This is a genomic window from Kitasatospora sp. NPDC056181, from assembly GCF_042266225.1.
Classification (GTDB): domain Bacteria; phylum Actinomycetota; class Actinomycetes; order Streptomycetales; family Streptomycetaceae; genus Kitasatospora.
This window is the reverse complement of the sequence record NZ_JBHJUK010000009.1, coordinates 42,544-69,099: the sequence shown is the minus strand read 5'-3', so window position 1 is coordinate 69,099 and position 26,556 is coordinate 42,544. Positions and strand designations below refer to the sequence as shown.

The following is a 26,556-nucleotide window of genomic DNA, read 5'->3' as shown; positions in this document are numbered from 1 at the left end:
GCCGTACGGGCGAGGCCGCGGGCCCTCCCGGGAGCGGTCGTGGACGGAACCGGAATCCCGTCCACCATTTGTCTCAATAAATGGGACCGAGTTGTCCGTGCCCTTCGACCGACGGTTAACCTGCCAGCATGGCACTCGGAATCGCTTCCACCAGAACTGACCGCGCGCTGACGGTCCGCGAGCTTCTGGCGGCCGGCAAGCGATCCTTCTCCTTCGAGTTCATGCCCCCGCGCACCGAGGTCGGCGAGCAGCGTCTCTGGGACGCCATCCGCCGGCTCGAACCGCTCGACCCCAACTTCGTCTGCATGACGTACGGGGCCGGCGGCTCCTCGCGCGAGCGCACCGTCAACATGGTCGGCCGGATCGCCACCGAGACCACCCTGACGCCGGTCGCCCACCTGACCGCCGTCGACCACTCGGTCGCCGAGCTGCGCAACATCATCGGCCAGTACGCCGACCAGGGCGTGCGCAACGTCCTCGCGGTGCGCGGCGACCCGCCCGGCGACCCGATGGGCGAGTGGGTGAAGCACCCGCAGGGGGTCACCTACGCGTACGAGCTGGTCGAGCTGATCAAGGGCATCGGCGACTTCTGCGTGGGCGTGGCCGCCTCGCCGAACATGCACCCGCGCTCGACCGACTGGGACGAGGACATCCGGCACTTCGTGGCGAAGATCCGCTCCGGGGCCGACTACGCGATCACCCAGATGTTCTTCGAGGTCGACGACTACCTGCGGCTGCGCGACCGGGTCGCGGCGGCCGGCTGCGAAACGCCGATCATCCCGGAGATCATGCCGGTGACCAACGCCAAGCAGCTCGACCGCTTCCCGCAGCTGAGCGGTTCGGCCTTCCCGGCCGAGCTGGAGGCCCGGCTGCGGGCCGCCATCGACGACCCGGCGGCACTGCGCGAGGTCGGCATGGAGCACGCGACCGCGATGTCCGAACGCTTGCTTGCCGAGGGCGCCCCCGGCCTGCACTTCATCACGCTCAACCACTCGACGGCGACCCTGGAGATCTACCAGAACCTCGGTCTGCACCGGCGCTGAGCAGCGCCGCCGGCCCGGCCGGGCCGGCGGCCGCAACGGCCCGGAAGCGGTCGCCCTGGGCGGGAACGCGATGCGGTACCCGGGCCGTTGAACGGGTACAGTCGCCGCACACGCGCGGCGCGCGCGGGCACGCGACTGGAGGTAGCGCGCGGATGGGCATCGGATACCTGCTGCTGTACGCCGCGTTGGCGGTGGTGGCGCTCTGGCTGGTGGCCGAGCTGCTGCTGCAGAACCGGGCCCCGGTGCACTGGCGCGCCCTCGCCCTGGCCGGCTTCCTCGGGGTGCCCGCCGGGATGGCGGCCGACTCCGTCGTGGTGATCGGTGCGGGCGCGGCCCTGTTCGCGGTCGGCCAGACCCTCGTCACCCTCTCCGTGAAGCGCGGCTACGCGGCCGGCTGGTCGCTGCGCACCGCCGACGGCGGCCTGCCCGGCCCGCTCGCCAAGGTGCCGCTGCTCGGCGCGCTGACCGGCGGAGCGGTGGTGGCCACCGCGGTGGCGGCCGACCGGATCGGCACGGTCAGCGCGGTCGAGGAGAGCCCCGAGCCGGGGCCCGCGGACGAGGACGTCCCGGCCGTCGAGCAGACCGCGGCCTTCGAGATGCAGGAGATCGCCGCGGACGACGGCGTCTACGCGCCCGGCTACTACGAGCAGCAGCAGCCCCAGCAGCCCCAGCAGGCCCAGCCGGACCCGTACGCCGAGGCCTACCAGGCCGGCTACGACCCCGCCCAGCACCAGGCCGCCTGGGACCACAACGCCCAGCAGCAACAGCAGCAGTGGCAGACCCAGCAGCAGCCGGCCTTCGCCTACGACCAGGGCTACGGCGGCTACCAGCAGCAGGCCGTCCAGCCGGACCAGTACGCGGCCTACCAGCAGCAGCCCGACGCCTACGGCAGCTACCAGCAGCAGGCCGTCCAGCAGCAGTACGGCTACGACCAGCAGGCCCAGCAGCAGTGGCAGCCGCAGCAGGACCAGCAGCAGGGCATCCCGCAGCAGCCGCAGTACGACCAGTACGGCTACCAGCAGCAGAACACCTGGCAGCAGCAGGGCTGAGCCCCTGCGGCCCGGCCGGCCCGCGTGCGGCCGGCCGCCCCGGTCAGGCCGGGCCGATGAGGTTGGCCGCGATGCAGGCCGACATGCCGACCCGGGCCAGCCCGCCACCGGGGTGGGCGGCGCCGCCCACCAGGTAGAGGCCGGGGACGGGGGACTCGTTGGCGGACTGCAGCCAGCGCCCGTCGCCGCCGGCCAGGGCGGGGAGGGTGACGGCACCCATGAACGCACCGGTCTCCCGGAGGGTGTCCTCGGGAGTGCGGACCACCCGCCACAGGACGCGCTCGCGCAGGCCGAGCCCGGCCGCGTCGACGTGCTCCAGCAGGCGGTCCGCGTAGCGCTCGGCCAGGCCGGGCTCCGTCCAGTCGACGTCGCCCTGGGCCGGCACTGTCACGGTCAGCACCACGCTCTCGTGCCCGTCGTCCGGTCGCAGCGACGGGTCGTCGGGGCGCAGGACCTCGACCGTCGGGCGCTCGCAGAGGCCGGTGCTGAGCGTCAGGGCGTTCCATTCGGCCGCGGGGTCGGCGGCGTGCACCACGGTGCGGTGCACGGTGCCCTCCGGCCGGGCCCCGCGCAGGGCCAGCAGCACGCGGAACCGCCCCTTGGGCTCCTCGTTCTGCCGCGCCCACTCGTTCGGGTCGCCGCCGCCCGGCCACTCGGCGACGCGCCGGCGGAACAGCTCCCAGGCGTCCATCGAGGAGACCACCAGGTCGGCGTCGATCCGGCCGTCGGCGGTGTCGACGCCCACGGCGCGGCCGTCCTCGACCGCCACGGCGGTGACCTCGGTGCCGAAGCGGAACTCCACCTTGCGCAGCTCGCAGCGCCGGTACACCGCGTCGGCCAGCGCGCGGACGCCGCCCCTGACGTACCAGACGCCGAAGGACTGCTCCATGTACGGCAGCACGGTGGCGCTCGCCGGGGCGGTGTCCGGGTGGAGGCCGTAACGCAGCGCGTACTCGTTCAGCAGCGCGGTCAGGCCCGGGTGGCCGTCGAGACCGTGGGCGGCCACGCCGGTGAGCGTCCAGGGCGCGGGCCGCAGCAGCCGGGACAGCAGGCCCTTGCGGGGCGGCGCCGGGTACGGGTCGGTGTGCAGCGGCGTCGGGTCCGCCGGGAGCGGCTCCTCCAGCAGCGGGCGGCGGGTGGCCTCCCAGACCGTGCGGCCGTGGTTCATCACCTCGGCCCAGCGCGCGCCCGAGCCCGCGCCGAAGGCGGCGTCCAGCGCCTGGACCACGCCGCCACGGGAGGCGTTGGGCAGCACCAGGTCGGTGCCGTCGGGGAACAGGTGCCGGCTCTCCGGGTCGACCGGCGCCAGCCCGACCAACTGCTCCAACGGCTCCTTGCCGGTCTTCAGCGCGAGGTCGCGGTAGACGGCGGGGAGGGTGAGCAGCCCGGGGCCGGTGTCGAAGGCGAAACCGTCCCGTTCGTACCGGCCGACCATGCCCCCGTACGTCCCGCCCGCCTCGCAGACCGTCACCCGGTGTCCGAGGGTCGCCAGCCGGGAGGCCGCCGCGAGCCCGCTCATTCCTGCGCCGATGATGACGATCCGTGCCATGGGCCGATCCTATGGCTGCGCGGAGTACGCCCCCGCCGCCGGCTGTGCCCGGCCCGCCAGGCGGGCCGCCCTGCGCTCGCGGCGGCGGGCGCGGAAGCGGCGGATGCGGTTGACCGCGAACCGGACCAGCAGCAGGCCGGCGATCAGCAGGGCGGCGGCGATCGAGGCGGCCAGCCACGGGTGGAAGATCGCCAGGGTGACCAGGCCGGCCACCGAGAGGTCCTCGGCGAGGCTGACCGCGATGTTGCTGGCCGGCTCGGGCGAGGTGTTGACCGCCATCCGCAGCGAGGCCTTCACCAGATGGCTGACCAGCGCCGTGGTGCCGCCCACCGCGCCCGCGGCGACCTCGGGCAGCGAACCCGGCTCGGCGCTCGCGATCAGCGCGCCCACCGTGGCCCCGGCGATCGGGCGGATCACCGTGTGGACGGCGTCCCAGACGCTGTCCACGTACGGGATCTTGTCGGCCACCGCCTCCAGCAGGAAGAGCACGGCCGCCACGACCAGCACGTCGGTGCGCTCCAGCGCGGGCGGAACCGAGCCGGCCCCGGCGAACCGGCCCAGCAGGCCGAGCAGCAGCACCACCGCGTACGCGTTGATCCCGCTCGCCAGTCCGCTGGTGAAGATCAGCGGAAGGATGGTCATCCGTTCCTCCTCGGAGTGCCCGCCGGGACCGCCCGGCTCGCCGTACCGTACCGGGACGCCCGCGGCCCGCCCTCCGGTTCCCGGCCCGGGCGGACTGAGTACGGATACTCAGAAACACGGTTGAGTACCTGAGCGGATGGCCTCCGACCTGCGGAGACGGGAGAGTGGTGGCACCGGGACGGCGGCGCGTCGGGCGCTGCCGGACCGGTACGGCGGACAGGTGGGGTCCGCGCCGGTCACGGGGGGCCGGCGGACGCCACCGGCGGGTCCGCACCGGAGCCGGCCGTAGGCCGCGCACCGCCGACACGGGGCGGCGGAGCGGGGCCAGGGGGGACCGGCCACCGGGGACTGGGGGCGCCGACCACGGGGGACGGCGCTCCGGCGGGTGCGGGGCGGTGAGCGCGGGCCGACGGGGGAGCGGCCGGCGGGCGCCGCCCGCACGCACGTCCGGCGCCCGGGCGGACGGGCGACGCCTCCGGGCCGCGTTGTCAGTGGCTCCGTTCACGATGGAGACGCACGGACCGTCCGGCCCGTGCACTGCCTCGGAACGGGGGAGACCATGACCGTCAGCCGTCCTGAGCCCGTCACCGCCCGCCTCCACCACGCCGCCCACCGGCCGACGCCACAGCGGTCGGACGGCCACCAGCCCGGCGCCCACGCCCCCGCCGCCGGGGACGTCCACCCGGTGCTGCGCAGGGGCACCGCCCCGCCCGCCGCGCTCGACCTGCTCGCCGACGCACACCGCACGCTCACCCGGTCCCGCTCCCTGGAGGACCCGCTGGAGCGCTACGCCGCCGCCCACCTCGCCGCGCTGCGCACCGTGGCGGCGGTGCTCGCCGTCCGGGGCCGGCCGGAGAAGAGCCCCCGGCGGCGCCGGGCGATCCGCAGCGCCTGGGAGGTGCTCCCCGAGGTGGCGCCCGAGCTCGCCGAGTGGGCGGTCTACTTCGCGGCCGGGGCCCGCCGCCGGGCCGCCGCCGAGGCCGGGATCAGGGGCGCCGCCTCGGCCCGCGACGCCGACGACCTGATCCGCAACTCCGCGCTCTTCCTCCGCCTGGTCGAGCGGCTGCTCGGCCTGCACCCGGCGCCGCCCGCGCCGCGGCTCCCGCCGGACGACGGTGGCGCCGGCCACGCCCCCGGCCCCGGCGGCGGCCGGGGGAGGGCCTGAGGCGCCCGGGGCGGCCGGGGCGGCCCGTCCGGCGGCCCGCAGTGGCCCGCCTGCCGGCCCGGTCTAAGGTGGAGGCATCCTGATCGATCTGCACGTGCCGAGGAGTCCCGCCTTGTACCCGACGCGTCCCCGCAGCGCCCTGCGTACCGCCGTGGTCTGGGAGGTGGTGCGGGCAGCCCTGGAGAAGCGGGCGGCCGAGCTCGACCGGCCGGTGCTCGACGTGGTCGACACCGGCGGCGGCACCGGCAACTTCGCCGTGCCGGTGGCCCGGCTCGGCCACCGCGTCACCGTGGTCGACCCGAGCCCCGACGCGCTGTTCGCGCTGGAGCGCCGGGCCGCCGAGGCCGGGGTGACCGACCTGGTCCGCGCCGTCCAGGGCGACACCCAGACGCTGCCCGAGCTGGTCGCGCCCGGCACCGTCGACGCGGTGCTCTGCCACGGCGTGCTGGAGGTCGTGGACGACCCGGCCGAGGCGCTCGGCAGCCTGGCCGGCACCCTGCGTCGCGGCGGTTTCGTCAGCCTGCTGGCCGCCAACCGCAACGGCGCCGTGCTGGCCCGCGCGCTCGGGGGGCACTTCAACGACGCCCGGACGGTGCTGGAGGCCGCCGACGGCCGCTGGGGCGACACCGACCCGATGCCGCGCCGCTTCACCGGTGAGGAGCTCGACCGGCTTGCCGTCGCCGCCGGGCTGCGGGTGGACTCGGTGCACGGCGTACGGGTCTTCGCCGACCTGGTGCCGGGCGTCCTGGTGGACGCCGAGCCGGGTGCGCTGGACGCGCTGCTCAAGCTGGAGGAGGCGGCCGCCGAGCAGCCCGCCTTCCACGCCGTCGCGACCCAGCTCCACCTGCTGGCCACCCTGGTCTGACCGGGCGGTCCGCCGCCGTTCTCCGGCGGTCCTCCTCCCCCTCTCCTCCGAAGCTCCCCAGGTCCCGGCCGATTCCACCCGGTCGGGCACTTGTCCGGACCCCGCCGCGTTGAGCCCAGTGCGGCCGGGGACGGCCCGGAGTGGCCCGGCCCGTGCGTGGCCGACCACCCCGTAACGGGCCCGTGGACCGTATGATCTGGGTAAAGCCGGAAAGCATGACAGCCGGACGCTTGGGGCATATGGACGACACGGGCCCGGGCCCCCGCACAGGCGTCCGACCGCGTGTTCTCAAGGCTGATTGGACTTGCCTCCCCGACCGGGGCGGCGGACCGGTCGCACCCGCGACCGACGAGTAGGAGGACTCCGTGCCGCTCTCGGAGCACGAGCAGCGACTGCTCGACCAGATGGAGCGAGCGCTGTATGCCGAAGATCCCAAATTCGCGTCGGCGCTCGAGGGAACCGGGCTGCGCACCTACACCCGTCGCCGGGTCTATCTGGCCGTCGGCGGCTTCGTGGTGGGCATCGGCCTGTTGATGGGCGGCATGGTCGTCCCCGACCAGATCTGGGTCAGCGTCGTCGGCTTCCTGGTGATGCTGGGGTGCGCGGTCTTCGCCGTGACGGGCTGGCGCCGTGGACCGGCCGGCCAGGCGTCCGGGCCCCGTCCGGCCGCCACCCCGCGCCGCAAGGCCGGGATGATGGACCGGGTCGAGCAGCGCTGGCAGCGCCGCCGGGACGAGCAGACCGGCGGGTTCTGAGCCTGCGGCACGAAGGCTCAGGGCAACACGCCTCCGGGCACGGGGCCTGCGGGCCCCACCGCATGAACGCCGAGAGGGCGGGCAGTCGATCCGACTGCCCGCCCTCGGCGCATCCCGTCTCAGGACGCCGGGATCAGGACTCCGTCCCGTCCGTGCCGCCCCGGCGCCGCAGCCGGTCCCAGGCCCGGCGGACCGGACCGGTGACCGTGCCGGCCACCCGGGCCGCCCGCCGGCGGGCCGCGAGCCGCACGCCCAGCACCGCGTCGGAGAGCTTCCACCAGAGCTTGGCCGAGGACGGCGGCAGCAGCACCGCCCTGGTCCGCCCGGCCCGGCTCGCGCCGGCCCGCAGGCCGTCCCGGGCGGTCCGGACGTCCGCCGCCAGCGGCGCCGACACCCGGGCGGACCGGGCGTAGAGCACCCGCTCGGTGGCCAGCGCCACCCGGCCGGCGGCGGCCGCCGACGCCTCGTCCAGCTCGGCGGTCTCGGAGATCCGGCGGGCGGCGGCGCGCGGGGTGCGCGACTCGTCCGGCGGGATGCCGAGGTCCCAGGCGGAGTCGATCAGCTCGTCCCAGGCGGCCAGCACCTGCTCGTCGGTCAGCTCCGCCGGGCCGTCACCGCCGGGCCGGCGCTGGCCGCCCGCGCCGAGCCGCCGGCGGCGCAGCAGCGTCCGCCAGAGCATCGGGGTGAGCAGCAGCGCGATCACCACCAGGACCGCGGCCAGGGTGGACAGCACCTGCCAGGAGAGCAGCCAGGAATCCTCGTGGGCGCCGGCGGCCCCCTTCCGCTGGTCCCCGCAGTCGCCCGTCCGGCGCAGCTTCGGGTCGCAGTCGCTGCTGCTGGAGGGCACCGCGACCGGCGCGGTGCTCTGCGCGGCGGCGGTGGGCGCGGTGGTCGGCGCGCTGGTGGGCGCGGCGACCGGCTCGGTGTAGCGGGGAGCCACCCCGACGCCCTTGGTGGGCTCGAAGCGGGTCCAGCCGAAGCCCTCGAAGTACAGCTCGGGCCACGCGTGGTACATCAGCCCGTTGACCGAGTACAGGTCGCCGCCCTTGGCGTTGCCCGGCGTGAAGCCGACCGCGACGCGGGAGGGGATGCCCAGGGTGCGGGCCATCGCCGCCATGGTGGAGGCGAAGTGCACGCAGAAGCCCTTGCGGTTGCGCAGGAACTCCACGATCGCGTCGTTGCCGGTGCCGGACTTGATCTGGGTGGTGTAGGTGAAGTCGGGGCCGGTGAACCAGTCCTGGAGCGCCAGCGCCTTGTCGTACGCGGTGGACGCCTTGCTGGTGACCGCCTGGGCCTGCTGCCGGACGACGGACGGCAGGTCCCCGGGCAGGCCGGTGTAGTGCCCGGCGATCTGCGGCCGGGCGGGCAGCGCCTGGCGCAGCTCCTCGGCGGTGGGCCGGACGTCGTACGCGGTGACCTGGTAGTGCAGGCCCTTGATCGCCTTCTCCTTGCCGGCGGCCGGTTGGACGGTGCCGGTGAGGGTGTCCACCTTCCAGCTGCCGGGGTTCGGGACGGTGGCGTTCTTGGCCGGGTAGGGCATCGGCAGCCAGGCGGAGTCCAGGTTGTTGGTGACCTGGAAGTCGCCCGGGACCGTCGGGACGCCGAGGTCGCGCAGCCCCTCCGGGGGCGCGAAGGTGCCCTTGAAGTCGGTCGTGGCGGGGCTGCCCAGCTTCCACGCGGCGCCGTCGAACACGTCCAGCGAACCGGTGCGCAGGTAGGCGGTGTCCGCGAGGGTGCTGTCCATCCGGTAGGTGAGCAGCTCGATGTCGCTGGGCTTGGTCAGCGCGGACTCCAGGGTCACCAGCGGGTCGAGGCTGGTGACGCCCCCGGCGCCGGTGCCGGCCGCGGCGCCCTTGGGGCCGGTGTGGATCAGGCCGCCGTCCCAGCGCGGCAGGAACGCCGGTACCAGCAGCGCCAGCGCCAGCGCCAGGACGCCGACGCGCTGGCCGCTGAGGCTGAGCGTGCCGCCCTCGGCGCCGCGCGAGGTGCCGCGGAAGACCCGGCCCCAGCGGGAGACGCGGTCCTGGCCCTCGGCGAAGAGCAGGACCAGGTAGCCGACGGAGGCGAGCCCGAACCAGACCCAGCTGCCCCGGTCGCCCGCCAGTCCGTTACCGACGGAGTAGAGCGCCAGCAGCGGCAGTCCGGCCAGCGCCGAGCGCCGGTAGGTCACCGCGACGGTGTCCACGGCGATGGCGATCAGCCCGACGGAGGTGACCAGGATCAGCCGCAGGCCCGGGTTGGGCGGGGCCGGGATGGCGTACTCCCGGATGTCGTCCAGCCCGTTGCCGAGGACCTGGCCGAGGGTGCGCACCGACTCGGGGCCGGGCAGCATGCCGCCGAAGCGGTTGGTGGCGCTCGCGAAGCCGACCAGCAGCAGGACGAAGAGGACGAGCAGCTGCCCGAGCGGCACCGTCCAGCGGTAGAAGGGCGTCCGGCGCAGGCCCGCGCCGGACCCGGCGACCGCGACGACCACCAGCAGGGCGTAGACGATCCAGCTCTTGCCGGTGAGCAGCGGGGTCAGGCAGAGCGAGGCCAGGGCGGTTGCCAGCGCCGAGTACACGGTCAGTTTGGCCCGGGTGGTCACGCGCCGGCCTCTTCTCGGTAGGGGGAGGACGACCCGGCCGCGTCGGCGGCCTGCCACAGGTCGGGGACGGAGTCACCGGCGCGGACCGGCAGGACCGTCCAGCCGGCCTCGCGCAGCTGGCGGACTCGGGAGCGGAACTCGTCGCCGCCGGTGTCCGGGGCGAGCATCCGCAGGCCGGTCCAGGTGCCGGAGTCGAGCAGGAAGACCACGGCGCCGCCGGTGCGGTTGCGCAGCCGTGCCAGCCGGGCGGTCTGCGCCTCGTCGAGGTCGCCCAGGACGGCGACCAGCAGGCCTTCGCCCGCGGTCCGCAGTGGCTCCTCGGCACGGGAGAGCCCGCCGCCGTCGGAGAGGTCGACCACCGCGAGCGCGTCCAGGATCAGGCCGGAGGCGTCGGCCGCGGTGTTGCCGCCGCCGGCGTCCGGGCCGGGGACGCAGTGGCCGGTGTCGGTGAGCAGCCGGGTCTGGTAGCCGCGCTCCAGGAGGTGCACGGCGACCGAGGCGGCGCAGCCGACCGCCCACTCGAAGGAGGAGGCGGGGCCGCTGCCGCGGTGGCCGGTCTCGCGGGTGTCGAGCAGCACGGTGGCGCGGGCCTTCTGCGGCTGCTCCTCGCGGCGGACCATCAGCTCGCCGTACCGGGCGGTGGACTTCCAGTGCACCCGGCGCAGGTCGTCGCCGTGCCGGTACTCGCGCAGGATGACGTCGTCGTCCCCGGCCAGGGCCAGGGTGCGGGTGCGGCTCTCGCCCTGGCCGACCCACTCGCCGCTGAGCCGCACCTGCGGCAGGGCCTGGACCTGCGGCACCACGGTGAGCACGTCGGAGGCGGAGAACGAGCGGTTCAGCTCGCACATCCCGAACGGGTCGGAGAGCCGCAGCTGGAGCGGCCCGAGCGGGTAGCGGCCGCGCAGGTCGGAGCGGACCCGGTAGGACACCTCGCGGTTGCCGCGCGGCTCGATCCGGTCCAGCACGAACCGCGGGCGCGGCCCGAGCACGTACGGGACCTTGTCCTCCAGCAGCAGCAGGCCGGTCGGCACCCGGGAGACGTTGTCCACCCGCAGGTGGACCCGGGCCTCCTGGCCGGCCACGGCCCGCCGGGGGGAGAGCCGCCGGCCGCTGGCCACCCGGTAGCGGGTGTTGGCCAGCAGCACCGCGGCGGCCAGCGGCAGGGCCGCGAGCAGCACGCCGACGCGCAGCAGCGCGTCCTGGTCCAGCACGTAGGAGCAGACCACCGCGGTGACCCCGGCGGCGAGGAAGGAGCGGCCCCGGGTGGTGAGGCCGCGCAGGCCGGCGCGCAGGCCCGACGGTGCGTCGGACGGCCCCACCTCAGCCCCTCCGGACGGCCGGGCCGCCCTGCGGGCGCGGCAGCGGCAGACGGGCGACGAGGTCGGCCACGATCTGCTCGGACGTGCGGCGGCTGAGCTGGGTCTCGGCGGTCGGCATCAGACGGTGGGCGAGCACCGGGACGGCCAGACGCTGGATGTCGTCCGGGGTGACGTAGTCGCGCCCGTCCAGCGCGGCGGCGGCGCGGGCGGCCCGCACCAGGTGCAGGGTGGCGCGCGGCGAGGCGCCCAGGCGCAGCTCGTGGCTGGTGCGGGTGGCGCCGACCAGGTCGACGGCGTAGCGGCGGACCGGGTCGGCGATGTGGACGGTGCGCACCAGGTCGACCAGCTTGAGGATGTCGGCGGCGTGCGCGACCGGCTGGAGGTCCTCCAGCGGGCTGGCGCCGGCGTGCACGTCGAGCATGGCGAGCTCGGCCTCGGGGCTCGGGTAGCCCATCGAGATCCGGGCCATGAAGCGGTCCCGCTGGGCCTCGGGGAGGGCGTAGGTGCCCTCCATCTCGACCGGGTTCTGGGTGGCCACCACCATGAACGGCGAGGGCAGCTCGTAGCTGGTGCCGTCGATGGTGACCTGGCGCTCCTCCATCGACTCCAGCAGCGCGGACTGGGTCTTCGGCGAGGCGCGGTTGATCTCGTCGCCGACCACGATCTGGGCGAAGATCGCGCCCGGGCGGAACTCGAAGTCGCGCTGGTGCTGGTCGAAGATGTTGGTGCCGGTGACGTCCGAGGGCAGCAGGTCGGGCGTGAACTGGATGCGTCGCACGGTGCAGTCGACGGACCGGGCCAGCGCCTTGGCCAGCATCGTCTTGCCGACGCCGGGCACGTCCTCCAGCAGCAGGTGGCCCTCGGCGAGCAGCACGGTCAGGGCGATCCGGACGGCCTCGGGCTTGCCCTCGATCACGCTCTCGATGTTGGCCCGCACCCGGTCCACGACGGCGGCGAGCTCCGGCAGGCCGACCGGGTGGTGGTAGCCGGGCGTCGGCTGATCGCCTCCCGTACGACCTTCGAGACCGGCCTGATCGTTGTAGCTCGTCACCCGTACGCTCCCTGGCACGCTGCGCCCACCTCACCCCGAGGCCGGCCCCCACCCCTGCTTGACGCGGCCCCTCCAGGAGCGGTTCCGCGCGGGAACCGGTGCCGGGGGACGGCCTGCGGCCTGGCCGCCCCAGGTGGTTCGGGGTCAGACCGGCAGGCGCATTCTCCCCCGGGCGGTGGCCAGAAGTCACCATCCGGCGGGGAAGCGCCGGGGGAAGGGGGAGGGATGCGCCGGGGAGGCGGCACCCGGGTGCGACGGGAACGCCGCGGCGTGGCCCGGACGGCGCTGGCCGGGCCGGCGGCGGTGCCGGGGAGCGGGGACGGGGTCAGGAGATCTCGCGGAGCAGTCCGGTGTGGACGTCGAAGACGAAGCCGCGCACGTCGTCGGTGTGCAGCAGGAACGGCGAGGTGCGCACCCGCTGCATGGACTGCCGGACGTCGCCGTCCAGGTCGACGAAGGCCTCCACCGCCCACTGCGGGCGCTGGCCGACCTCCAGCTCCAGCTCGCGTCGGAAGTCCTCGGTGAGGCCGAGCAGGCCGCAGCCGGTGTGGTGGATCAGTGCGACGGAGCGGGTGCCGAGGGCGCGCTGGCTGATGGTGAGCGAGCGGATGGTGTCGTCGGTCACGACGCCGCCGGCGTTGCGGATGACGTGGGCGTCGCCCAGTTCGAGGCCGAGTGCCGCGAACAGGTCGAGGCGGGCGTCCATGCAGGCGACCACGGCGATCTGCTGGACCGGGCGGGCGTCCATGCCGCCGTCGCGGAAGGTCACCGCGTACTCGCGGTTGGACGCGACGAAACGGTCGATGATGGTCGGGTGGGTGGCGTCGGCAGCGGCGGTCGGCGTGGGCCGGTCGGGAGTCACTGTCATACCGGAGACGTTAGTGCGATTCTCCCGTCCGTGGTGGGGTCAGTGGCTACAGAGCAGGTGGCTGTGATCGAGTGCATATCCACAACCCGACGGCCCTGGAGGTCGTTCCGTCCGGATATGTCCGCCCCGTGCGGGTGCCGGGAGGGCCGGGCCCAGGTACCGGGACGACGGGGCGGGGGTTCCGGGAGGGTCACGGGGGCACTGCCGGGACGGACGGGGCGCGCGAGGCCGCCGCGCGACCCCGGGAGACGGTGTCGGCGGGCCGGCGGGAAGGCCGCGACCTGCGGTGATCCGTACCGCCGCCCGGGTGGTGCGCCGGAGCGGGCCATTGACTGGCGGGGTCCGCGCGATAGAGTTGCGGCGCAGTGGAGCACACCCGCCGGAGCCCGTCAACCGGGCCTTTCCGGCCGGTGCGGCGGCCGACGCGGCCCGTGGCCTCCACCCGCTCCGTGCCACCTGGCGCACCTTCCCCGGTGCCGGGCGGTCACGACCTTCCCCAGAGCGGGCGGGGACCACGGGCCGCGTCCCGGCCCGGGCTGCTCCCCCCAGGCGCCGGTTCCGGTGCGCAGTGGGCCAAAATGGTCGGAGCTCCCGGACATCGGGCTGCTCCGCACCGAGGAAGGGCGCCACCGCGCATGACCACCAATGATCCGGCCCCCAAGCACGTCCCCGTGATGCTGCAGCGGTGCATGGACGCGCTGGCCCCGGCCATCTCCCAGCCGGGGGCCGTGGTGGTGGACGCCACCCTCGGCCTCGGCGGGCACAGCGAGGCCCTGCTGACCCAGTTCCCGGAGGTCCGGCTCGTCGCGGTGGACCGTGACCCGGCGGCGCTGAAGCTCTCCGGCGAGCGGCTCGCCCGGTTCGGCGACCGGGCGACCCTGGTGCACGCCGTCTACGACGAGATCCCCGAGGTGCTGGAGCGCCTCGGCATCCCCGAGGTGCAGGGCGTCCTGTTCGACCTCGGCGTCTCCTCGATGCAGCTGGACGAGGCCGAGCGCGGCTTCGCCTACTCCCAGGACGCCCCGCTCGACATGCGGATGGACCAGACCCGCGGCCTGAGCGCGGCCGAGGTGCTGAACACCTACACCCACGGCCAGCTGGCCCGGATCCTCAAGGTCTACGGCGAGGAGCGGTTCGCCGGGAAGATCGCCTCGGTGATCGTGCGCGAGCGCGAGAAGGAACCGTTCACCACCAGTGCGCGTCTGGTCGATTTGGTGCGCAACGCCATTCCGGCCGCCACCCGCCGCACCGGCGGGAACCCGGCCAAGCGCACCTTCCAGGCGCTGCGGATCGAGGTCAACGGCGAGCTGGAGGTCCTGGACCGGGCGATCCCGGGAGCACTGGACGCCCTGGCGCTGGGCGGTCGGATCGTCGTGATGTCCTACCAGTCGCTGGAGGACCGCCTGGTCAAGCAGTACCTCGCCGCCGGGGCGACCAGCACCGCCCCGCCGGGGCTGCCGTTCGTCCCCGAGGAGCACCAGCCCTGGCTGAAGCTGATCACCCGCGGTGCCGAGCTGGCCACCGAGGAGGAGATCGAGGAGAACCGGCGCGCCGCGCCCGTGCGGCTGCGGGTGGCGGAGAGGATCAGGGACCGAAGCACCACCCGGGGCTGACCAGGCCGGGGCGGTCCGAAGGGCGGAGGAGACAGCGTGGGGCCGGTGGCCGGAGGCGGGGCGGGGGGCGCGGTGCTCCCCGGGCAGGGCGGCAGGGCGCGGATCACGGTCCGCCCCGGGCGGCGCCCGGTACGGGGGCGGACGCCGTTCGCGGTCCTGGTGGTGGTCCTGCTCGCGGCCGGGCTGCTCGGCCTGCTGGCGCTGAACACCGCGCTCAACGAGGGCTCCTTCGAACTCTCCAGGCTCCAGCGGCAGACCACCGTGCTCACCGACGAGCAGCAGGGCCTCCAGCACCAGATCGACCAGAACTCCGCGCCGGACGCGCTGGCGCGCCGGGCCACCGAGCTGGGCATGGTGCCGGCCGGCGGGATGGCCTTCCTGGACGTCCCGAACGGGGGCAAGGTGCTCGGCACGCCCGCTCCGGCGCAGGACGGCCAGCCGGTGAAACGGTCCACCGCGGAGCCGTGGCCGGGGAAGCCGCAGCCCTCGCCGAGCGCCCAGCCGAGCGCCGCCGCGCCGACGGCCCCCGCGGGCGGCGGCGACACCACCGTCCAGATCAACCCCGCCGTCCCCGCGCCGCGGCCGGCGCCGACCGCGACCGGGGGTGCGGGCCGATGAGCAAACGGAACGAGCGGACCGGGCAGGGGGCGTACGACGCGCCCGCCGGGCGCAGCGAGGTGGGGGCATGAGCACGCCACGACAGCCGTCAGGCGGAGGCGGCACCGGCCGCCCCAGGCCCGCCGCCAAGGGCGCCGCGCCGCGCCAGGCCGCGCGCGGCCAGTCCGGCAAGGCGCAGCCCGGCAGGCAGCAGCCCGCCAAACCGCAGCCCGCGCGCTCGCAGCAGCCGCCCAAGGCCCAGCCGGGGAAGGCACCGGCGGCGAAGGCCCAACCTGCGAAGGCCCAGCCCGCGAAGCAGCCGGCCGCGGACCGGGCGGTCCGCAGCCGGCAGGGCGAGGCCCCCCGGACGCCGCAGCAGCGCCGCCCGGCCGCCCGCCCGCCGGTCCACGGCCAGGCGTCCGGCCGGCCGCGCCCGAAATCCCGCCCGCCGCAGCGCCCGCAGTCCAAGGCGATCCGGCTGGCCGATCCGCGCCGCCGGCTCCGGGTGGTCACCGTGGCGCTCTCCCTGGTGTTCTCGGTCTTCGCCGGCCGCCTGGTCCAGCTCCAGCTGCTGGACTCCGACGCGCTCGCCGCCGACGCCAACACCAACCGCTACCTGGACATCCCGATCACCGCCGAACGCGGCTCGATAACGTCCGCCGACGGCGTGGCCCTGGCCACCACCGTCGACGCGTACGACATCACCGCCGACCCGGCGATGTTCACCCCCGGCGCGGCCGGCATCCCGGACGCGCCCGAGCAGGCGGCCGCGCTGCTCGCACCGATCCTCGGCCTGCCCAAGGAGCGGATCGCCGCAGACCTGCACACCCCCAAGAGCCGCTACAAGCGGCTCGCCGCCCAGCAGACCCCGGACGTCAAGAACCAGATCAGCGACCTCAAGTCGACCCTGGAGAAGCAGGCCAACTCCCGCTCCTGCGTGGCCCAGCGGCGCCTGCTGAACAAGCCCGTGGACGAGGGCGGGCGGACCAGGCTGGACAACGAGTGCTTCAACCCGCTGGCCGGGGTCTTCAACCGGGACACCCAGAAGCGGGTCTACCCCTCGGACGGGCTGGCCGCCAACCTGGTCGGCTTCGTCAACGCCGAGGGCGAGGGCGCCGGCGGCCTGGAGTCGCAGTACCAGAAGGTGCTGGCCGGCAAGGAGGGCCACAGCAGCTACGCCCAGTCCGGCGGCCGGCTGGTGCCCACCGCCGGGGGATCGCTGGACCCGGCCGTGCCCGGCACCGACCTGCGGCTGACCATCAACCGGGACATCCAGTGGGCCGCCCAGCGCGCCATCACCGACCAGGTCGCCAACGCCGGGGCGGAGAAGGGCTACGTCGTCGTCCAGGACGTGAAGACCGGCCAGGTGCTGGCGATGGCCACCTCGCCCGGCTTCAACCCCAACGACCTCAGCACGGCCAAGTCCTCCCAGCTCGGGAACGCGGCCCTGCAGGACGCCTACGAGCCCGGCTCCACCGCCAAGCTGATGACCATGGCCGCCGTGCTGGACACCGGCAAGGCCACCTGGGACACCAAGGTCACGGTGCCGGGCCGGCTCCAGCGCGCGGACGTCAACTTCCAGGACGACGTCGACCACGACACCTGGTACCTGACCCTCGCCGGGGTGCTCGCCAAGTCCTCCAACATCGGCACCATCGAGGCCTTCGAGACGCTCGGCGCCGACCAGCCGGAGGCCAACCGGGTGCTCGACGGCTACCTCCACAAGTTCGGCGTCGCCCAGCCCTCGGGCCTCGGCTTCCCCGGCGAGACCGCCGGGAAGCTGAAGAAGCCGGAGGACCTGGTGGCCTCGGAGAAGTACAACATCACCTTCGGCCAGGGCCCGATGACCCTCAACGCCCTGCAGGCCACCTCGGTCTACTCCACCATCGCCAACGGGGGCGTCCGGGTGGCGCCGAGCGTCGTCCAGGGCACCACCTCGCCGGACGGCAAATACACCCCGGCCGCACCCGGGGCGCAGACCCGGGTGGTCAGCGAGCAGACCGCCAAGACCCTCACCGAGATGCTGGAGTCGGTGGTCACCGACGAGCAGGGCACCGGCGGCAAGGCCGCGGTCCCCGGCTACCGGGTGGCCGGCAAGACCGGTACCGCCAACCGGGCGGCGGCGAACGGGAAGGGCTACGACGGCTACACCGCGTCCTTCATCGGCTTCGCGCCCGCCGACGCACCCCGGGTCACCGTCTCCTGCGTGATCCAGAAACCGGTCAACGGCCACTTCGGCGGCCAGCTCTGCGGTCCGGTGTTCAAACAGGTGATGGAGTTCACCCTGAAGACCCTGCAGGTCCCGCCGAGCGGCAGCGAGGCACCCAACCTGCCCGTCGACTGGAAGCCGTGATCGACCATGAGCCACCAGCAGACCGGGCGGGACGACGGCACGGCACGGGCCCGGTTTGGCCCTGGGCACCCTTCGGCGGATAGCCTTCCCGCCGTGCCGAAACCCGATCAAACCACCGTGACTCCGCCCCGGCCCGCCCGGGCCCAGGCCCAGCCGCTCGCCGGGCTGGCCCGTCTGCTCGGCCTCGCGCCGGTCGAGGGGGGCCCGGTCACCGGTGTCACCCACGACTCCCGCGCGGTGCGCCCGGGCGATGTGTACGTGGCCTTCCCGGGCGCCAACCACCACGGCGCGGCCTTCGCGGCCCAGGCCGCGGCGGCGGGCGCGGTGGCGATGCTCACCGACCCCGCCGGCGCCGAGCTGGCGGCCGGCACCGGCCTGCCGCTGCTGGTGGTCGACCGGCCGCGGGCCCGGATGGGCGAGCTGGCCGCCGCCGTCTACGGCCGGCCCTCCGAGCGGCTGCTGATGATCGGGCTGACCGGGACCAACGGCAAGACCACCACCTCCTACCTGGTCGAGGGCGGCCTGCGCGGCGCCGGGCGCAACCCCGGGGTGATCGGCACCGTCGAGATGCGGGTCGGCAGCGAGCGGATCAAGAGCGAGCGGACCACCCCCGAGGCCACCGACCTGCACGCGATCCTCGCCGTGATGGGCGAGGCCGGCGCGGACGCGGTGACCATGGAGGTCTCCAGCCACGCGCTGGTCTTCGGCCGCACCGACGGCGTGGTCTACGACGTCGCGCTGTTCAACAACCTCACCCCCGAGCACCTCGACTTCCACCCGGACATGGAGGACTACTTCCAGGCGAAGGCCCGGCTCTTCCAGCCCGGCAAGTCCCGCCTCGGGGTGGCCAACCTGGACGACCAGTACGGGCGCCGGCTGGTCGCCGAGGCGGAGATCCCGGTCACCTCCTTCTCCGCCACCGGCGCGCCCGAGGCCGACTGGCGGGCGGTCGACGTCCAGCTCGGCCCGGTCGGCTCGACCTTCCGGGTGCTCGGCCCCGACGGCGCCGAGGCCGACGCGGCCGTCCCGCTGCCGGGCCCGTTCAACGTGGCCAACGCGCTGGCCGCGATCACCCTGCTGGTCACCGCCGGACTGCCGCTGGAGCAGGCCGTCGCCGGGATCGCGGCGGTGCCCGGTGTGCCGGGCCGGCTGGAGCGGGTCGACGCCGGACAGCCGTACGTCGCGGTGGTCGACTACGCCCACAAGCCGGACGCCCTGGAGGCCGTCCTCGGCTCGCTGCGCGAGGTCACCAAGGGCCGGCTGCACGTGGTGATCGGCTGCGGCGGGGACCGCGACCCGCACAAGCGCGCCCCGATGGGCGCCATCGCCGCCCGCCTGGCCGACACCGCCCTGCTGACGAGCGACAACCCGCGCAGCGAGGACCCGCTGGCGATCCTCGCCACCATGCTGACCGGCGCCGCCTCGGTGCCGGAGTCCGAGCGCGGCGCCGTCCTGGTGGTGCCCGACCGTGCCGAGGCGATCCACCTCGCGGTGGCGCGCGCCCAGGCCGGGGACACCGTGCTGGTGGCCGGCAAGGGCCACGAGCTCGGCCAGTACGTACGAGACGAGATCCGCCCCTTCGACGACCGGGAGGTGCTGCGCGAATCCATCACGCAGACCACGGCCGCCCGGGGCGACCGAGGAGTAGAGCAGCAGTGATCGCACTGACCCTCGCCGAGGTGGCCGCAGCAGTCGGGGGCACCCTGGACGGCGCCGACCCCGGAACCCAGGTGACCGGTCCGGTCGAGGTCGACTCGCGGAAGGTGCGCCCCGGCGGCCTCTTCGCGGCCTTCGTCGGCGAGCACGTGGACGGCCACGAGTACGCGACCACCGCGGTCGCGGCGGGCGCCGTCGCGGTGCTCGCCTCCCGCCCGGTCGGCGTTCCCGCCGTCCTGGTCGACAGCGTGGTGGACGCGCTCGGCAAGCTGGCCCGCGCCGTGGTCGCCCGGGCCGAGGCCACCACCGTGGTCGCGCTGACCGGCTCGGCCGGCAAGACCAGCACCAAGGACCTGATCGCCCAGCTGCTCCAGCGCCACGGCGAGACCGTCTACCCGCCCGGGTCGCTCAACAACGAGATCGGCCACCCGATGACCGCGCTGCGGGTCGAGGCCGGCACCCGGCACCTGGTGATGGAGATGGGCGCCCGGCACAAGGGCGACATCGAGTACCTCACCTCGATCACCCCGCCCCGGATCGGCCTGGTGCTGAACGTCGGCACCGCGCACGTCGGCGAGTTCGGCTCGAAGGAGGCGATCGCCGAGGCCAAGGGCGAGCTGGTCGAGTCGCTGCCGGCGGACGGTGCGGCGATCCTCAACGCCGACGACCCGCTGGTGCGCGCGATGGCCTCCCGGACGAAGGCGAGGGTGGTCCTCTTCGGGGAGTCGAAGGAGGCCCACGTCCGGGCACAGGATGTTCGCCTGGACTCCACCGGACGGCCATCGTTCACGCTGACCACCCCAGCCGGTTCCGCACCGGTGAACCTGCGCCTGTACGGTGAGCACCACGTCTCGAACGCCCTCGCCGCCGCTGCGGTGGCGGTGGAGCTCGGGATGTCCGTCGACGACACCGCCGAAGCACTGAGCGAGGCGGGTGCGCTGTCCCGCTGGCGCATGGAGGTCGTCGACCGGGCCGATGGTGTCACCGTCGTCAACGACGCCTACAACGCGAACCCCGACTCGATGCGGGCCGCGCTGCGGGCGCTGGTCTCGATGGGGGGCCGCGGCCCGGAGCGCCGCCGGACCTGGGCGGTGCTCGGCGAGATGCGGGAGCTCGGCGAGGAGAGCCTGGCCGAGCACGACGCCATCGGGCGGCTCGCGGTACGGCTGGACGTCACCAAGCTGGTGGCGGTCGGCGGTCGCGAGGCGGCCTGCATGGAACTGGGCGCGAGGAACGAAGGTTCGTGGGGTGAGGAGTCGGTGCTGGTGTCCGACGCGGACGCGGCGGTCGAGCTGCTGCGCAGTCAGCTGCTGCCGGGGGATGTGGTCCTGGTGAAGGCCTCCCGCTCGGTGGGGCTGGAGAAGGTTGCCGAGGCGCTGCTCGCGGACGGTGCGGCCGCCTGATGAAGCAGATCCTCTTCTCCGGCATGATCGGCCTGGTCCTGTCGCTGCTCGGCACCCCGGCCCTGATCAAGCTGCTCGCCAAGCAGGGCTACGGCCAGTACATCCGCGACGACGGCCCCAAGGCGCACCACAGCAAGAAGGGCACGCCCACCATGGGCGGCATCGCCTTCATCCTGGCGACGGTCATCGCCTACTTCGCCACCAAGGCGATAACGGGCGAGACCCCGACCGCCTCCGGGCTGCTGGTGCTCTTCCTGACGGTGGGTCTGGGCCTGGTCGGCTTCCTCGACGACTACATCAAGGTCGTCAAGCGCCGCTCGCTCGGCCTGCGGGCGAAGGCCAAGCTCGTCGGCCAGTCCGCCGTCGCCCTCGTCTTCGCGGGGCTGGCGATGCAGTTCGCCGACGACCGCGGTCTCACCCCGGCCTCCCAGCACCTGTCGTTCGTCCGGGACTTCAAGTGGTCCATCGGGCCGGTGCTGTTCGTGATCTTCGCCTACTTCATGATCGCCGCGATGTCGAACGGCGTGAACCTGACGGACGGTCTGGACGGTCTGGCGACCGGCGCCTCGGTGATGGTCTTCGGCGCCTACACCTTCATCGGCGTCTGGGAGTACGGCCAGAGCTGCGCCTACGCCATCTCGGCCACCGCCAACTGCTACGACGTGCGCGACCCGCTGGACCTCGCGGTGGTCGCCGCCGCCCTGATGGGCTCCTGCTTCGGCTTCCTCTGGTGGAACACCTCGCCCGCCAAGATCTTCATGGGCGACACCGGCTCGCTCGCCCTCGGCGGCGCCCTGGCCGGCCTGGCGATCTGCTCCCGCACCGAGCTGCTGCTCGCGCTGCTCGGCGGCCTCTACGTGGTCATCACCCTCTCGGTGATCATCCAGGTCGGCTCCTTCCGGATGACCGGCAAGCGCGTCTTCAAGATGGCCCCGCTGCAGCACCACTTCGAACTCAAGGGCTGGACCGAGGTCCTGATCGTGGTCCGCTTCTGGATCATCCAGGGCCTCTGCGTGGCCGTCGGCCTCGGCCTCTTCTACGCGGGATGGGTGACCGGATGACCAACCCCGACTGGGCCGCACTGCCGGTCACCGTCGCCGGCCTCGGCGTCTCCGGGATCAGCGCCGCCCGCGTGCTGCACGGCCTCGGCGCCCACGTCACCGTCGTGGACGGCGGTTCGAGCGAGGGCCTGAAGGCCCGCGCCGCCGAGCTGACGGCCCAGGGCATCACCGTGCGCCTCGGCGACGGCGACAGCCTGCCCGAGGGCACCCGGCTGATCGTCACCTCGCCCGGCTGGCCGCCCAGCAGCCCGCTGTTCGCCGCCGCCGACGCGGCCGGCATCGAGGTCTGGGGCGACGTCGAACTCGCCTGGCGGCTGCGCAGGCCGCTGCCGGCCACCGGCGAGCCCGCCCCCTGGCTGGCCGTCACCGGCACCAACGGCAAGACCACCACCGTCCAGATGCTCGCCTCGATCCTCACCGCCGCCGGCCGGCGCACCGCCGCCGTCGGCAACGTCGGGGTCTCGGTGCTGGACGCGGTGCTCGCCGACGAGCCGTACGACGTGCTCGCGGTCGAACTCTCCAGCTACCAGCTGCACTGGGCGCCCTCGCTGCGCCCGTACTCGGCGGCCGTCCTCAACCTGGCGCCGGACCACCTGGACTGGCACGGCTCGATGGAGGCGTACGCCGCCGACAAGGGCCGGATCTACGAGGGCAACGTCGTCGCCTGCGTCTACAACCTGGCCGACCCGGCCACCGAGGCGCTGGTCCGCGAGGCCGACGTCGAGGAGGGGTGCCGGGCGGTCGGCTTCGGCCTCGGGGCGCCCGGCCTGTCGAACTTCGGCGTGGTCGACGGCCTGCTGGTGGACCGCGCCTTCGTGCCGGACCGGGCCAAGAGCGCCGCCGAGCTGGGCTCCGTCGAGGACGTCAACCCGCCGGCGCCGCACAACATCGCCAACGCGCTCGCCGCCGCCGCCCTCGCCCGGGCGTACGGGGTCGACCCCAAGGCCGTCCGCGAGGGCCTCCGGGCCTTCCGCCCGGACGCCCACCGGATCGCCGAGGTCGGCGTGGTCGACGGCGTCACCTACATCGACGACTCCAAGGCCACCAACACCCACGCCGCCGCGGCCTCGCTGGCCGCGTACCGGCCGATCGTCTGGATCGCCGGCGGCCTGGCCAAGGGCGCCACCTTCGACGACCTCGTCCAGGGCGCGGCCGAGCGGCTGCGCGGCGCGGTGCTGATCGGCGAGGACCGCGCGCTGGTCCGGGAGGCCCTGGCGCGACACGCGCCGGATGTCCCGGTCATCGAGGCCGCCGAGGGCCAGACTGGCGCGGTGGCGATGACGGAGGTGGTCCGCGCGGCCGCCTCACTCGCCCGCTCGGGGGACACGGTGCTGCTGGCCCCGGCCTGCGCCTCGATGGACATGTTCACCAACTACGGCGAGCGCGGCGACCTCTTCGCGGCGGCGGTCCGGGGGCTGGCGGGCAGCTGACGGCCCCCGGCCGAGCGGGCCCCGGGGCCGCGGCCGGGAGGCGGGCGGGGCGAGGACGGAGGAGAGCGGGGCGTGGTGGCGGGGCAGGGCAGGGCGGGCGGTACCGGTGCGCCGGAGAAGGGCCCGGCCGATCCGTGGCGGGTGATCTCGGCCACCACGACCGCCTACAAGTCGGCCGGGCCGGTGGCCCGCGTGCAGGCCTTCCGGGCCCGCCTGCGGTACACGCTGGACCGGCCGCTCACGCCCTATCTGCTGATCATCGGCTCGACGCTGCTGCTGGTGGTGCTCGGCCTGCTGATGGTCTTCTCCGCCTCGCAGATCCTCGCCCTGGGCCAGCACCGCTCGGCACAGTTCTACTTCCTCAAACAGCTGGTCGCGGCCATGCTCGGCCTCGTCCTGCTGATCGGCTTCGCGTCCGTCCCGGTCGCGGTGCTGCGGGTGATCGTCTACCCGGTGATGCTCGGGGTGATCGGCGCGCTGGCGCTGGTCGCCATCCCCGGCGTCGGGGTGGAGGTCAACGGCAACCGGAACTGGCTGGACCTGGGCTTCTTCCAGTTCCAGCCGTCCGAGTTCGCCAAACTCGCACTGGTGCTCTGGGGCGCCGACCTGCTCGCCCGCAAGCAGCGCAACGGCACCCTCGACCAGTGGAAGCACCTGCTCGTGCCGCTGGTGCCCGGCGCCCTGCTGCTGCTCGCGATGATCATGCTCGGCGGTGACATGGGCACCTCGATGATCCTGGTGGCCATGCTGTTCGGCCTGCTCTGGATGGTCGGCGCCCCGCTGCGGCTCTTCGTGGCCACCCTCGGCGTCGCCGTCGTGGTGTGCACCGCCCTGGTGGTGACCGTCCCGCACCGGGCCGAACGGCTCTCCTGCATCGGCGTCACCAAGCTCGACCCGGCCGGCGCCTGTTTCCAGGCCCTGCACGGGGTCTACTCGTTCGGGCTCGGCGGTCTCTTCGGCTCCGGACTCGGCGCCGGCGTCGAGAAATGGGGCCAGCTCCCGGAGGCGCACACCGACTTCATCTTCGCCGCGACCGGCGAGGAACTGGGCCTGGTGGGGACGCTGTCGGTGATCGGTCTCTTTGCGGCACTAGGCTACGCGGGTATCCGTGTGGCCATCGGTACGAAGGACCCCTTCGTCAGGTACGCCGCGGGAGCCGCCACCACGTGGATCATGGCGCAGGCCGTGATCAACCTCGGGTCGGCGCTGGGACTGCTGCCCATCGCGGGCGTCCCGCTCCCGCTGTTCTCCTACGGCGGTTCCGCCATGCTGTCGGCCATGTCCGCGATCGGTGTGCTGCTCTGCCTCGCACGCAGCACCTCGGGCGCGAAGGCGGCCCTGGCCGCCCGGAGCAAGAACTCCCGGATCAGGAGACGACTGGCCCGGGTGCTGCCACGACGACGAACCACAGCGCGCCCGGCCCCGGTGCCGGCGCGCAGGGAGCGGTGAATTTCGGTGCATGTCGTACTCGCCGGCGGGGGGACCGCCGGTCACATCGAGCCGGCCCTCGCCCTCGCGGACGCCCTCCGCAGGCACGACCCGTCCATCGGGATCACCGCCCTGGGCACCGAACGCGGCCTGGAGACCCGGCTGGTACCCGAGCGCGGCTACCAGCTGGAGCTGATCCCGGCCGTCCCGCTGCCCCGCAAGCCCACCCCCGAGCTGATCACCGTCCCGGGCCGGCTGCGCGGCACCGTCCGGGCCGCCCAGGAGATCATCGAGCGGGTCAACGCGGACGTGGTGGTCGGCTTCGGCGGCTACGTCGCGATGCCGGCCTACCTGGCCGCCAAGCGGGCCGGCGTGCCGATCGTGGTGCACGAGGCCAACGCCCGGCCCGGCCTGGCCAACAAGATCGGCGCCCGGTACAGCGACTTCGTCGCCGTCTCCACGCCGGACAGCAAGCTGCGCGACTCCCGGTACATCGGCATCCCGCTGCGCCGGACCATCGCGACGCTGGACCGCAACGCGGCCCGCCCGGAGGCCCGGCACTACTTCGGCCTCGACCAGCGCCTGCCCACCCTGCTGGTCTCCGGCGGTTCGCAGGGCGCCCGCCGCCTCAACGAGACCGTCACCGCGATCGCGCCGCGGCTCCAGCAGTACGGCGTGCAGATCCTGCACGCGGTCGGCCCGAAGAACGAGCTGCCGCAGGTGGACGACATCCCCGGGATGCCGCCGTACCGTCCGGTCCCGTACGTCGACCGGATGGACCTCGCGTACGCCGCCGCCGACCTGATGCTCTGCCGGGCCGGTGCCATGACGGTGGCCGAGCTGGCCGCGGTCGGCCTGCCTGCCGCCTTCGTCCCGCTGCCGATCGGCAACGGCGAGCAGCGGCTGAACGCCCAGCCGATGGTCAAGGCCGGCGGCGGCCTGCTGGTCGACGACGCGGAGCTGACCCCGGACTGGGTGCTGCAGAACGTGCTGCCGGTCCTCACGGACCCGCAGAAGCTCTGGGACATGAGCCGGTCCGCCGCCGAGTTCGGCCGCCGGGACGCCGACGAGCTGCTGGTCGGCATGGTGTACGAGGCGATCGAGGCAGCCCGGGGCGGCCGCCGTCGTGGCTGACGGCCGGCTCGCCGACCCCCTGGACGAGGAGCTGGAGGCCGGGGAGTACGCTCCCCGGCTCCGGCTCTCCCGGCGGGGCGTCGTGGTGCTGGGTGCGCTCGGCGCCCTGGTGCTCGGCGGGCTGGCCTGGCTGGTGTTCCTCTCGTCGGTGCTGGACGTGCGCAGCGTCTCGGTGCAGGGCGTGCAGGACGACAAGCTGACGGCCGACCAGGTCCGCGCGGCGATCGGCACGGTCGGCGACGGCCCGCTGGCCCGGGTGGACCTGGCCGGCGTCGAGCGGCGGGTGAAGGCGATCCCGCGGGTGGCCGGGGCCGAGGTCTGGCGCGGCTGGCCGCACACCCTCCAGGTGAAGATCGTCCAGCGCAGGCCGGTCGCCGTCGTCAAGGAGGAGGACGGCCGGTTCACCCAGGTCGACGCGGGGGGCGTGAGCTTCGCCACCGAGTCGGCCGCCCCCGAGGGGGTGCCGGTGGTGGAGTTGCGGCTCGGTCAGCCGGCCCGGGACGCGGATCAGGTGATCTCCCGTTCGCAGCTGGTGCAGGGCGCGGTGACGGTGGCCGCCGGCCTGCCCGAGGAGGTCCGGCAGCGGGCCGGGTCGGTGCTGGTGCACTCCTACGACGACATCCAGTTGCAGCTCAGCGGGGGTGCGACGGTGCGCTGGGGGAGTCCGGAGCAGACCGATCGCAAGGCCCGGGTCCTGGTGGCGCTGCTGCATCAGAAGGGTACGAACTTCGATGTGAGCGCTCCGGAGGCGCCGGCGGTGTCCGGATGATCCGGTAGGTTCTCTGTCTGGGGGAGGGGTTGACGCGGGTTTCGTGTCGGCCCGACCCTTGGTGGTCACCCCGGTTTCATAAGCCGGTTGATGATCACATAGGCTCAAAAGAAAAAGGGAAGCTCGGCGTGTTCGTTGAAACACGTGCCCGGGGCCACCTAGTGTCCTGTGTCACCAGACTGTGCTTCCTGGTGATGTGACGGGGGCACAGGACTAACCCTA

General features: G+C 74.1%; 21 protein-coding genes. 15 read left to right on the top strand and 6 right to left on the bottom strand.

All coding sequences use genetic code 11. From position 1 onward, the window contains the following. Positions 1–128: 128 nt before the first annotated feature. The gene (gene metF / locus ACFC1F_RS06405) at positions 129–1,043 is read left to right on the top strand and encodes a methylenetetrahydrofolate reductase [NAD(P)H] (RefSeq protein ID WP_209411938.1); all 915 of its coding nucleotides are present in this window, start codon (positions 129–131) and stop codon (positions 1,041–1,043) included. A 152-nt stretch (positions 1,044–1,195) separates the two neighbouring features. After that, positions 1,196–2,092 (top strand): hypothetical protein, encoded by an 897-nt coding sequence (locus ACFC1F_RS06400; RefSeq protein ID WP_376156070.1) that lies wholly within the window; start codon positions 1,196–1,198, stop codon positions 2,090–2,092. 43 nt (positions 2,093–2,135) lie between these two features. Here ACFC1F_RS06400 and ACFC1F_RS06395 read toward each other — a convergent pair whose 3' ends face one another. Together ACFC1F_RS06395 and ACFC1F_RS06390 are read right to left on the bottom strand one after the other, a co-directional pair. After that, positions 2,136–3,641 (bottom strand): phytoene desaturase family protein, encoded by a 1,506-nt coding sequence (locus ACFC1F_RS06395; protein WP_376156068.1) that lies wholly within the window; start codon positions 3,639–3,641, stop codon positions 2,136–2,138. Positions 3,642–3,650: 9 nt separating this feature from the next. Then, positions 3,651–4,283, bottom strand: a complete 633-nt coding sequence (locus ACFC1F_RS06390; RefSeq protein ID WP_209411941.1) for a DUF4126 domain-containing protein — start codon at positions 4,281–4,283, stop codon at positions 3,651–3,653. A 559-nt stretch (positions 4,284–4,842) separates the two neighbouring features. Here ACFC1F_RS06390 and ACFC1F_RS06385 point away from each other — a divergent pair. The 3 genes from ACFC1F_RS06385 (at position 4,843) to ACFC1F_RS06375 (ending at position 7,068) form a co-directional block, all read left to right on the top strand. Then, a complete protein-coding gene (locus tag ACFC1F_RS06385; protein WP_376156067.1) occupies positions 4,843–5,448 on the top strand; it encodes an SAV_6107 family HEPN domain-containing protein in 606 nt (201 codons plus the stop codon). 112 nt (positions 5,449–5,560) lie between these two features. Next, positions 5,561–6,313: a methyltransferase domain-containing protein gene (locus ACFC1F_RS06380; protein WP_376156065.1), complete on the top strand. Its 753-nt coding sequence runs from the start codon at positions 5,561–5,563 to the stop codon at positions 6,311–6,313. 365 nt (positions 6,314–6,678) lie between these two features. Next, complete coding sequence (locus ACFC1F_RS06375; RefSeq protein WP_376156063.1) at positions 6,679–7,068, top strand: DUF3040 domain-containing protein; 390 nt, start codon at positions 6,679–6,681, stop codon at positions 7,066–7,068. 133 nt (positions 7,069–7,201) lie between these two features. Here ACFC1F_RS06375 and ACFC1F_RS06370 read toward each other — a convergent pair whose 3' ends face one another. The 4 genes from ACFC1F_RS06370 to ACFC1F_RS06355 form a co-directional block, all read right to left on the bottom strand. Continuing rightward, positions 7,202–9,652, bottom strand: coding sequence for a transglutaminaseTgpA domain-containing protein (locus tag ACFC1F_RS06370; protein WP_376156062.1), 2,451 nt, complete (start codon positions 9,650–9,652; stop codon positions 7,202–7,204). Continuing rightward, positions 9,649–10,971, bottom strand: coding sequence for a DUF58 domain-containing protein (locus ACFC1F_RS06365; RefSeq protein WP_307853070.1), 1,323 nt, complete (start codon positions 10,969–10,971; stop codon positions 9,649–9,651). The genes ACFC1F_RS06370 and ACFC1F_RS06365 overlap by 4 nt, the downstream gene beginning before the upstream one ends. 1 nt (position 10,972) lies before the next feature. Continuing rightward, positions 10,973–11,938, bottom strand: a complete 966-nt coding sequence (locus tag ACFC1F_RS06360) for a MoxR family ATPase (RefSeq protein ID WP_209412108.1) — start codon at positions 11,936–11,938, stop codon at positions 10,973–10,975. A gap of 409 nt (positions 11,939–12,347) precedes the next feature. Then, complete coding sequence (locus tag ACFC1F_RS06355) at positions 12,348–12,890, bottom strand: carbonic anhydrase (protein ID WP_209411945.1); 543 nt, start codon at positions 12,888–12,890, stop codon at positions 12,348–12,350. Positions 12,891–13,525: 635 nt separating this feature from the next. Here ACFC1F_RS06355 and rsmH point away from each other — a divergent pair. The 10 genes from rsmH (at position 13,526) to ACFC1F_RS06305 (ending at position 26,334) form a co-directional block, all read left to right on the top strand. Then, positions 13,526–14,503 carry a 16S rRNA (cytosine(1402)-N(4))-methyltransferase RsmH gene (rsmH, locus tag ACFC1F_RS06350; protein ID WP_376156059.1) on the top strand — a complete coding sequence of 326 codons (978 nt, stop codon included), beginning with the start codon at positions 13,526–13,528 and terminating at the stop codon, positions 14,501–14,503. A 36-nt stretch (positions 14,504–14,539) separates the two neighbouring features. Beyond that, positions 14,540–15,121, top strand: coding sequence for a cell division protein FtsL (locus ACFC1F_RS06345; RefSeq protein WP_376156057.1), 582 nt, complete (start codon positions 14,540–14,542; stop codon positions 15,119–15,121). A 67-nt stretch (positions 15,122–15,188) separates the two neighbouring features. Next, positions 15,189–17,453: a penicillin-binding transpeptidase domain-containing protein gene (locus ACFC1F_RS06340; protein WP_376156056.1), complete on the top strand. Its 2,265-nt coding sequence runs from the start codon at positions 15,189–15,191 to the stop codon at positions 17,451–17,453. Between the two features lie 6 nt (positions 17,454–17,459). Continuing rightward, positions 17,460–19,112, top strand: a complete 1,653-nt coding sequence (locus ACFC1F_RS06335) for a UDP-N-acetylmuramoyl-L-alanyl-D-glutamate--2,6-diaminopimelate ligase (protein ID WP_376156054.1) — start codon at positions 17,460–17,462, stop codon at positions 19,110–19,112. Continuing rightward, positions 19,109–20,512 (top strand): UDP-N-acetylmuramoyl-tripeptide--D-alanyl-D-alanine ligase, encoded by a 1,404-nt coding sequence (gene murF / locus ACFC1F_RS06330; RefSeq protein WP_209411949.1) that lies wholly within the window; start codon positions 19,109–19,111, stop codon positions 20,510–20,512. The genes ACFC1F_RS06335 and murF overlap by 4 nt, the downstream gene beginning before the upstream one ends. Beyond that, positions 20,512–21,573 carry a phospho-N-acetylmuramoyl-pentapeptide-transferase gene (gene mraY, locus ACFC1F_RS06325; RefSeq protein WP_376156052.1) on the top strand — a complete coding sequence of 354 codons (1,062 nt, stop codon included), beginning with the start codon at positions 20,512–20,514 and terminating at the stop codon, positions 21,571–21,573. The genes murF and mraY overlap by 1 nt, the downstream gene beginning before the upstream one ends. Then, positions 21,570–23,003 (top strand): UDP-N-acetylmuramoyl-L-alanine--D-glutamate ligase, encoded by a 1,434-nt coding sequence (gene murD, locus ACFC1F_RS06320; RefSeq protein ID WP_376156050.1) that lies wholly within the window; start codon positions 21,570–21,572, stop codon positions 23,001–23,003. The genes mraY and murD overlap by 4 nt, the downstream gene beginning before the upstream one ends. Positions 23,004–23,144: 141 nt before the next feature. Then, on the top strand, positions 23,145–24,452 hold the full coding sequence (gene ftsW / locus ACFC1F_RS06315; RefSeq protein WP_148645970.1) for a putative lipid II flippase FtsW: 1,308 nt from the start codon (positions 23,145–23,147) through the stop codon (positions 24,450–24,452). Positions 24,453–24,458: 6 nt separating this feature from the next. Beyond that, positions 24,459–25,565 carry an undecaprenyldiphospho-muramoylpentapeptide beta-N-acetylglucosaminyltransferase gene (murG, locus tag ACFC1F_RS06310; protein ID WP_148645515.1) on the top strand — a complete coding sequence of 369 codons (1,107 nt, stop codon included), beginning with the start codon at positions 24,459–24,461 and terminating at the stop codon, positions 25,563–25,565. Further along, the gene (locus ACFC1F_RS06305) at positions 25,558–26,334 is read left to right on the top strand and encodes a cell division protein FtsQ/DivIB (protein ID WP_376156048.1); all 777 of its coding nucleotides are present in this window, start codon (positions 25,558–25,560) and stop codon (positions 26,332–26,334) included. The genes murG and ACFC1F_RS06305 overlap by 8 nt, the downstream gene beginning before the upstream one ends. Positions 26,335–26,556 lie beyond the last annotated feature (222 nt).

Excerpts from the sequence above, each read along its gene's own strand:
- mraY (WP_376156052.1), top strand. The coding sequence starts at position 20,512 with ATGAAGCAGATCCTCTTCTCCGGCATGATCGGCCTGGTCCTGTCGCTG.
- ACFC1F_RS06400 (WP_376156070.1), top strand. The coding sequence starts at position 1,196 with ATGGGCATCGGATACCTGCTGCTGTACGCCGCGTTGGCGGTGGTGGCG.
- ACFC1F_RS06335 (WP_376156054.1), top strand. The coding sequence starts at position 17,460 with ATGAGCCACCAGCAGACCGGGCGGGACGACGGCACGGCACGGGCCCGG.
- rsmH (WP_376156059.1), top strand. The coding sequence starts at position 13,526 with ATGACCACCAATGATCCGGCCCCCAAGCACGTCCCCGTGATGCTGCAG.
- murD (WP_376156050.1), top strand. The coding sequence starts at position 21,570 with ATGACCAACCCCGACTGGGCCGCACTGCCGGTCACCGTCGCCGGCCTC.
- ACFC1F_RS06390 (WP_209411941.1), bottom strand. The coding sequence starts at position 4,283 with ATGACCATCCTTCCGCTGATCTTCACCAGCGGACTGGCGAGCGGGATC.
- ACFC1F_RS06395 (WP_376156068.1), bottom strand. The coding sequence starts at position 3,641 with ATGGCACGGATCGTCATCATCGGCGCAGGAATGAGCGGGCTCGCGGCG.
- ACFC1F_RS06340 (WP_376156056.1), top strand. The coding sequence starts at position 15,189 with ATGAGCACGCCACGACAGCCGTCAGGCGGAGGCGGCACCGGCCGCCCC.
- ACFC1F_RS06355 (WP_209411945.1), bottom strand. The coding sequence starts at position 12,890 with ATGACAGTGACTCCCGACCGGCCCACGCCGACCGCCGCTGCCGACGCC.
- ACFC1F_RS06385 (WP_376156067.1), top strand. The coding sequence starts at position 4,843 with ATGACCGTCAGCCGTCCTGAGCCCGTCACCGCCCGCCTCCACCACGCC.
- metF (WP_209411938.1), top strand. The coding sequence starts at position 129 with ATGGCACTCGGAATCGCTTCCACCAGAACTGACCGCGCGCTGACGGTC.